Raw genomic sequence first — 6,888 nt, forward strand, 5'->3', positions numbered from 1 at the left:
TTTTGAAAAACACCAAGCTTATTTGCAGGTAGCATAAAAAACTACCACTAGATCTGAATCTAATGGTAGTAAAAAGTTTTTATTTTTTTAGTTGTCTACTTGACGGGTAGCAGTTCAAATCTTATGTGGCCTTTTCGTTATTTTAAAGACAAGAAGGTTGCATAGTAAAGACTATGTGGCCTTCTTTTTTTATCGTCTAGGAAAGTTTTACTTTTCTTGAATCAGAGATGTGGTCATATCCACTTTTTGCCTATCAAAATAATATAACATATACTTTAAATAGGGAGGTTTAATATGAAGGAGAGAGAAAATTTCTCAAACAGATTTGGTTTTGTTATTTCTTGTGTAGGAGCAGCTTTAGGACTGGGAAATATTTGGATGTTTTCATACCGTTTGGGGGCGTATGGTGGGCCTGTATTTCTTATTCCATACTTTATTTTTGTTTTTATACTAGGTTCAACAGGGCTTATTAATGAGTTTGCGTTTGGACGATTATTTAAGGGGGGGGCTTTTACAGGTATACAGGAGACTTTTAAAAAACACGGATTAAAAGGTGGTAAAATAGTAGGTCTTATTCCTCCTATAGGCCTCATGGGTGTACTTATGTTTTACTGCGTTGTCATTGCATGGATTTTAAAATACTTTTTCTTAAGTGTAACAGGTCAAATTATGACGATAGATGTAACGACATACTTTGATAATTTTGTAGGCACAACAAGTACAGTGCCATATTTCTTCTTAGCACTATTTATAACAGTAGTTATTGTTTCTTTAGGTGTAACAAAAGGTATTGAAAAATTAAATAAATGGATTATGCCACTGTTATTTATACTCTTTATTGTTTTAACTATTAGAGGTCTTACATTACCAGGCGCACTAGCAGGGGTAGAGTACTTACTCACACCAAACTGGGAATACTTATTTAAAGTGGAAACATGGGTTATGGCACTTGGACAGGCGTTCTTTACTGTATCCCTTAATGGATGCGGTATGGTTGTATATGGGAGCTACATTAGTGAGAAGTTTGATATACCAAGTGCCGCCGTAAGTACAGCTTTGTTTGATACTATTGCAGCTTTACTTGCATCTTTCATGATTATGCCGGCTGTATTTGCCTTTGGACTTGACCCGGCAGCAGGACCTTCACTTTTATTTATTACTTTACCAAAGGTATTTCAATCTATGTCTTATGGAGGTATTTTAAGTACTCTATTCTTCTTAAGTATTATTTTTGCAGCTATTTCATCTTCAGTAAATATGCTAGAAGGAAGTATGGAAGCTTTAATGGCATGGACAAAATGTTCACGTGTTATGGCATGTAGTATTATTGGAGGCATTGCCTTTGTAGCAGCAGTACCATTAGCAACTAACATTGGAGCCTTTAATCAATTTGCAGACTTTGTAACCATTGTGATTTCGCCTGTAGCAGCACTGATTGTAGCTGTAACTTTCTTCTATTTATTAGATGGAAAAGAAGTATTAGAGTCTATTAATCAAGGTGCTAAAAGACCACTTGGTAAGGTCTTTATTCCCTTTAGTAAATATGTATTTGTAGGCATTACAGTAGCAGTCATTGTATTAGGTGTTGCATATGGTGGCATTGGCTAATAAAAAAGATTAATAAAAGAGCGTATAGTGTGCCAGGATTTAAAAGGCATACTATACGCTTTCTTCTTTATAATTCTGCTAAAGCATCTGTTACAAATTGGTCAACGGTAATTTTCCATTCTTCTACCATCTTAAGACCAGTAGCACGGGCGATACGAGCAAATTGATTAATGCGTTCAAGACGTTTGTTGCGAGAACCATATTGAAGCACAATGGCTGCATAGAGTACAGGAAGGTAGGCTGTCTCGGTGCGAAGTAGGAGTTCTTTGTCATAGCTTACGGCTTCTTTAGCCATAGCAAAGAGTTTGTCATAGTGCTGTACAAGTTTTTGGGTAAGGAAAGTTTTCTTAGCATCTTGTGGACCACCGAAGATGTCTAGGCGCTTACTAAATTTGTCCTGAGCATCATGGAGGCACTTAATATATTCTAAAATATAAGGAGAAGCTTCTTTATAATAACCTTTGCAGAAGTCTTCCATATGAGCCTCTACATTACAGTAAGGATCCCAAGCTAACTTAGCCAAAAGGTAGCCGCGAAGTTCAGAGAACTCACCGCCTATTTCTCGGTTACATTGGCTAAAGAGAAGTTTAACTTTATTTTTAGCGAAGAACTGCATATTCGGTGCAAGTGTTCTAAGATTTGGGAAAGGACTAACTAAGTTTCTAAACTGAATATTATAGTCCCATAGAGAAACATGATCAGAAATACTTGCCCAAAATTCTAGTTCTTCCTTGCTTTCTTTACAAGCAGGATCTGCCTCAATAGGAAGGCCGCGACCAGCTTCAATATTACAAGTCATAATATGTACGTTGCTATGAGGTCTTGTATGTTTAGGTGGTTTTCTTGTATACCAATAAGAAAGTGTAGAAATCACTTTATCAGGGACTTCATCTGCAATATAGTTTACAAAATTAAGGACAGAACCCATAGGACTTTCATCGTAGTCATCTATAGCTTTGCAAGCTTCACACTGGCAATAGTTATTATCATCATTTTGACTGATGGACCAGTATCGGCATTCAGGCTTTTCATCTATAAATTTACGTAAGTTCTCTAGCATAATACGTCTTACTTCTGGATTGCTTAAGCATGGCTCACCAGCAGGGTGACGTTTACCATTAAGAAGGGCAAAGTATTCAGGATGCTCTTCAAAGTAGTCTTTGGAAGGAAGTAAAAATTGGAAAGAGTGGCACCAGAAGCCCCAGCCTTCATGGACTTTACTCTGAGCAGCTTTATGTTTTCTAGCAAAAACTCTATCTTCAAAGTCTTTATAGTAAATTTCCCTGTAATCAATAAGTGGAATGAAACTATAAGGCTCGAAATCGGCAGATAAATTAGTGTTTTGTGGAATGTATTCTGCAGTAGATGTATAGTAGCGACAGCCTATAATGCGTTCAAGAAAATCATAAACGGCATAAACGAAAGTTTCACTAGAAGCACCGCTAAAGCATAGACCATCTTCAGTAATGGCATAGGCAAAACCAGTGTGTGAATAGGCATCTGTTTGAATAAAGCGTATGATAGATAAGTGGGAAGGTATACGACCTTCACCTGTATAAATGTCAAAAAAGGTACCTGTAATACGTGATAGATAGTCTTGTAAAATTTCTGCAGCTTCTTGGGCAGAAGTTGTACTCAAAATAGCACATAAAGGTCTGCCTTCTGATGAAAAATGAAATGACATAGTGTTAAATCCCCCTAGAATTTTAAAAAATATAAAGTCTTTTTTAGTATAACATACAAAATAAAAATATAAAATATTAAGTTAATAAAAATAAATTTAGAAAAGTTAATGAAAGTTTGAAAGATTTAACCTATGTTTAACCTAATTCATATAAGTATTTAACATACATTTTTTATGATACTTAAAGTCATAAAAAAACTAGAAAGATACTTGGAGAGATGAACATGAATAAAAATAAGAAATTTGTTGTAGCACTATCACTTGCAACTATAATGCTTATGCAAAATACAATGCCGCTTCTGGCAAAAAATAATGAAGAAGGCAAATGGATGAGTGGAGAGTACCATACGCATACAACTCAGTCGAAAGATGCAGGTGAGAAAATCACGACAACAGAGCATATATTAGATGTAGCATTTAAAGAGGCAGACTTTACATCAGAAAGCTGGAGTCAGGCAGCGCCTTGGGAACTTCCAACGCAAACAACAGATGCAGATGGTGCAGCTTTTGATTATCTTGTACTTGCTAACCACCTTAGACCATCTTTTAGAAATCCAGATGGAAAGACACAAGACCTTGCTTTTTATCAGGGGTTACAGCAGGAAATTGATAAGGTGAAAGCACTTCAGGAAGAGGGGAAATACGAAGATAAATTAATCTTCTCAGGATTTGAATGGGATATGCTAGGGCTTGACCATGCTGCTGTAGGGATTATTGCTCCAAATGAAGAGCAAATGATAGAAGGTATTAAAGAATTTGAATACCGTTATAGTAAGGAAACAAAAGATACATACTTTACAAATGAAGAAACTGAAAAGTATGGTAAACGTTACAATGAAAATATAAAAGAAAATACTTTCCATGCCATTGGGTGGTTAAAAGAGAATTATCCAGACAGCTATGTACTTATCAATCATCCAGCACGTAAAAATGGTGGAGAATCTGAACTCAAAATAGAAGATATTCGTAGAATGAATGATATTGCACCAAATATTGTATTTGGTTTTGAAGGGATTTTAGGCAATCAGATGTCTAACGATGGCAGGGGTGAAAGTAAAGAAGTTTATGGTGGTGCAGATGGCATGCTAGCTGAAGTAGGTGGCATGTGGGATGCCCTTCTTGGAGAAGGAAGAAGATTCTTTACTTTCGCTAACTCTGACTTCCACTTTAAAGTAAGAAAAGACCCTACAGGTGGTTCTTATAGTGGATATTGGCCAGGTGAATACTCCAGAAATTATACATGGGTAGAAGGCAATACTATGAAAGATTTAGCAGATGGACTTCGTTCAGGTAAATCCTTCGCTGTAACAGGTGATTTAATTGATGCCCTAGACTTTAGAGCAAAAGGCAAAAGTGAAGAAGTAGAGATGGGTGATACTTTAAAGGTACAAAAAGGTGAAGAAGTGACGCTTACAGTACGCTTTAAAAGTCCAGAAGTAAATAACTATCAAACACTCTTTAGTACAGATACTGCCACAACTAATGAGGTTGCTGTAGACCATATAGATTTAATTTCAGGTGAAGTAACAGGTAAAATTAGTCCAAACAGTAAAGCGTATACAAATGATAAAAATGAAACAACAAAAGTTATTCAAACCTTTACAAGTGAAGATTGGACAACAGATGAAGATGGATACAATACACTTACTTTCACTGTGAAAGCAGATAAAGACCGTTATTACCGTTTAAGAGGGACAAATTTAGAAGTAAGCGCAGAAGGTCAAACAGATGAAATGGGTAATCCATTAAGGGATGAAATGAAAGAAAGACCATCAGCAGACTCAATTAATGATCATAACTATTCAGATTTATGGTTTTATGGTAATCCTATCTTTGTAGATGTACAGGGAAAATAAGAACATAAAAAAGGATGTGCTGCATTTTACATGAGCACATCCTTTTTCATATTAAATTTTAAGAAAGTGTTTTTACATATAGGTAATAAACAACAGTTTAATCCTTAAAAGTGAATATTTTATAAAGATAATCTATTTTGTATAGTTATCAAAGTAACCTTGAATGTAAATAATAGGGGTTCCTTTATCACCGCTACCAGATGTAAGGTCTGAAAGAGAACCGATAAGATCTGTTAATCTACGAGGTGTAGTACCTTGAGATGCCATATTACCTACAAGGTCAGCATCTTTGTTTTTAATATACTCAGAGATGGCATTTTTAAGTTCATCCCCACTTAAATGTGCAAAATCATTATCTGCTAAATATTTAAGTTTAATTTCATTTGGTTGACCTTCAAGGCCTTTTGTAAAGGCAGGAGAAACAACTGGATCGGCAAGTTCCCAAATTTTCCCTACTGGGTCTTTGAAAGCGCCATCACCATATACCATAACTTCTACTGTTTTACCTGTTTTTTCTTTAAGAGCAGCTTGGATAGCATCTACTACAGGTTGGCAATTGCGAGGGAAAAGTTTAACTGTTTCTTCAGTAGCTTTGTTAGAGCCAAGAAGTCCGTAAGCTTCGTTATAGCCATTGCCATCTACAGATTCTACGAGTATATCATCAAGTCCATAAACTTTAGTTGCACCATTTGCTTTTAAGATGCGTTTTGTTCTAAATCTAGAGTGAATATCACATGTAAGAACATTCGTTGTATAATCAAGAATTGTTTTAGGATTATTTGAGAAGATAACTTCACACTCAGCACCAACTTCTTTGATTAAAGATTTGTAGTACTCGATATAATCAACGCCTGTGAAAGTATGTTTATTGTAACCAAATAAATTTCTAAATTCTGCTTCAGTTAATACGTCTGTCCAAGGATTAACACCTTTTTCGTCTAAAAGATCAAGATCTACTAAGTGATTTCCTACTTCATCAGATGGATAGCTAAGCATAAGCACTACTTTTTTTAGTCCTTTTGCAATTCCACGAAGGCAGATTGCAAAGCGGTTGCGGCTTAAAATAGGGAAAATTACGCCTACTGTAGCTTCGCCAAATTTAGCTTTTACATCTGTAGCAATTGCATCTACTGTTGCATAGTTACCTTGTGCACGTGCTACAACGGCTTCTGTAATGGTTACAATGTCTTTATCTTGAATAGTAAATCCTTCAGATGCAGATGCTTTTAATACACTATCTACAACGATAGATGTAATATCGTCTCCTTCACGAATAATTGGGGCACGAAGTCCTCTTGCTACTGTTCCTACCATTCTTTCCATGTAAAATCGCTCCTCTATAAAATGAATTTTTAGTAATTACAGAAAACGTAAACTTACTATTGTAATATACCTTATAGATGATTATAAGTAAAATAAAGATATGATATAATATATATAAGAAAAACTTATATCATTTTTACAAGTCCTTATCATAGGCAGGAAAAAAGATGAATAGGTAGTAAAATAAGTCACTTGAAAGTTAATAGAGATATGGTATAATAACTTATGCACTATATAAGAAAGAAGGAGAACGGTCATGGCGAAAAATCCAAATGCCTATAAGCTTGTTGCACAAAATAAAAAAGCTTATCACGATTATTTTATAGAAGAAACGTTTGAAGCAGGCATTGTACTTGTTGGAACAGAAGTAAAATCCATCCGCCAAGGCAGTGGTTCCGTTAAGGAAAGTTTTATTCG

The 6,888-nt window shown here is 35.4% G+C and carries 5 protein-coding genes; 3 read left to right on the forward strand and 2 right to left on the reverse strand.

Going from position 1 to position 6,888, the window contains the following annotated elements:
• Positions 1-294 precede the first annotated feature (294 nt).
• The gene (locus H8718_RS19285; RefSeq protein ID WP_249334646.1) at positions 295-1,608 is read left to right on the forward strand and encodes a sodium-dependent transporter; all 1,314 of its coding nucleotides are present in this window, start codon (positions 295-297) and stop codon (positions 1,606-1,608) included.
• Positions 1,609-1,675: 67 nt separating this feature from the next.
• On the opposite strand, the gene H8718_RS19290 is transcribed toward H8718_RS19285, so the two are convergent.
• Complete coding sequence (locus H8718_RS19290) at positions 1,676-3,292, reverse strand: DUF4838 domain-containing protein (RefSeq protein ID WP_249334648.1); 1,617 nt, start codon at positions 3,290-3,292, stop codon at positions 1,676-1,678.
• 224 nt (positions 3,293-3,516) lie between these two features.
• Between H8718_RS19290 and H8718_RS19295 the strand changes: the two genes are divergently transcribed.
• Positions 3,517-5,148, forward strand: a complete 1,632-nt coding sequence (locus H8718_RS19295) for a CehA/McbA family metallohydrolase domain-containing protein (protein WP_249334650.1) — start codon at positions 3,517-3,519, stop codon at positions 5,146-5,148.
• Positions 5,149-5,280: 132 nt separating this feature from the next.
• Here the strand turns inward: H8718_RS19295 and H8718_RS19300 are convergent, their stop codons facing one another.
• On the reverse strand, positions 5,281-6,471 hold the full coding sequence (locus H8718_RS19300; RefSeq protein WP_249334652.1) for a coenzyme F420-0:L-glutamate ligase: 1,191 nt from the start codon (positions 6,469-6,471) through the stop codon (positions 5,281-5,283).
• 256 nt (positions 6,472-6,727) lie between these two features.
• On the opposite strand from H8718_RS19300, the gene H8718_RS19305 reads away from it, so the two are divergent.
• On the forward strand, positions 6,728-6,888 hold a 161-nt coding region (locus tag H8718_RS19305; RefSeq protein WP_249334654.1), incomplete at its 3' end, for an SsrA-binding protein.

It is taken from the genome of Zhenhengia yiwuensis, assembly GCF_014384995.1.
GTDB classification, from domain to species: domain Bacteria; phylum Bacillota; class Clostridia; order Lachnospirales; family Cellulosilyticaceae; genus Zhenhengia; species Zhenhengia yiwuensis.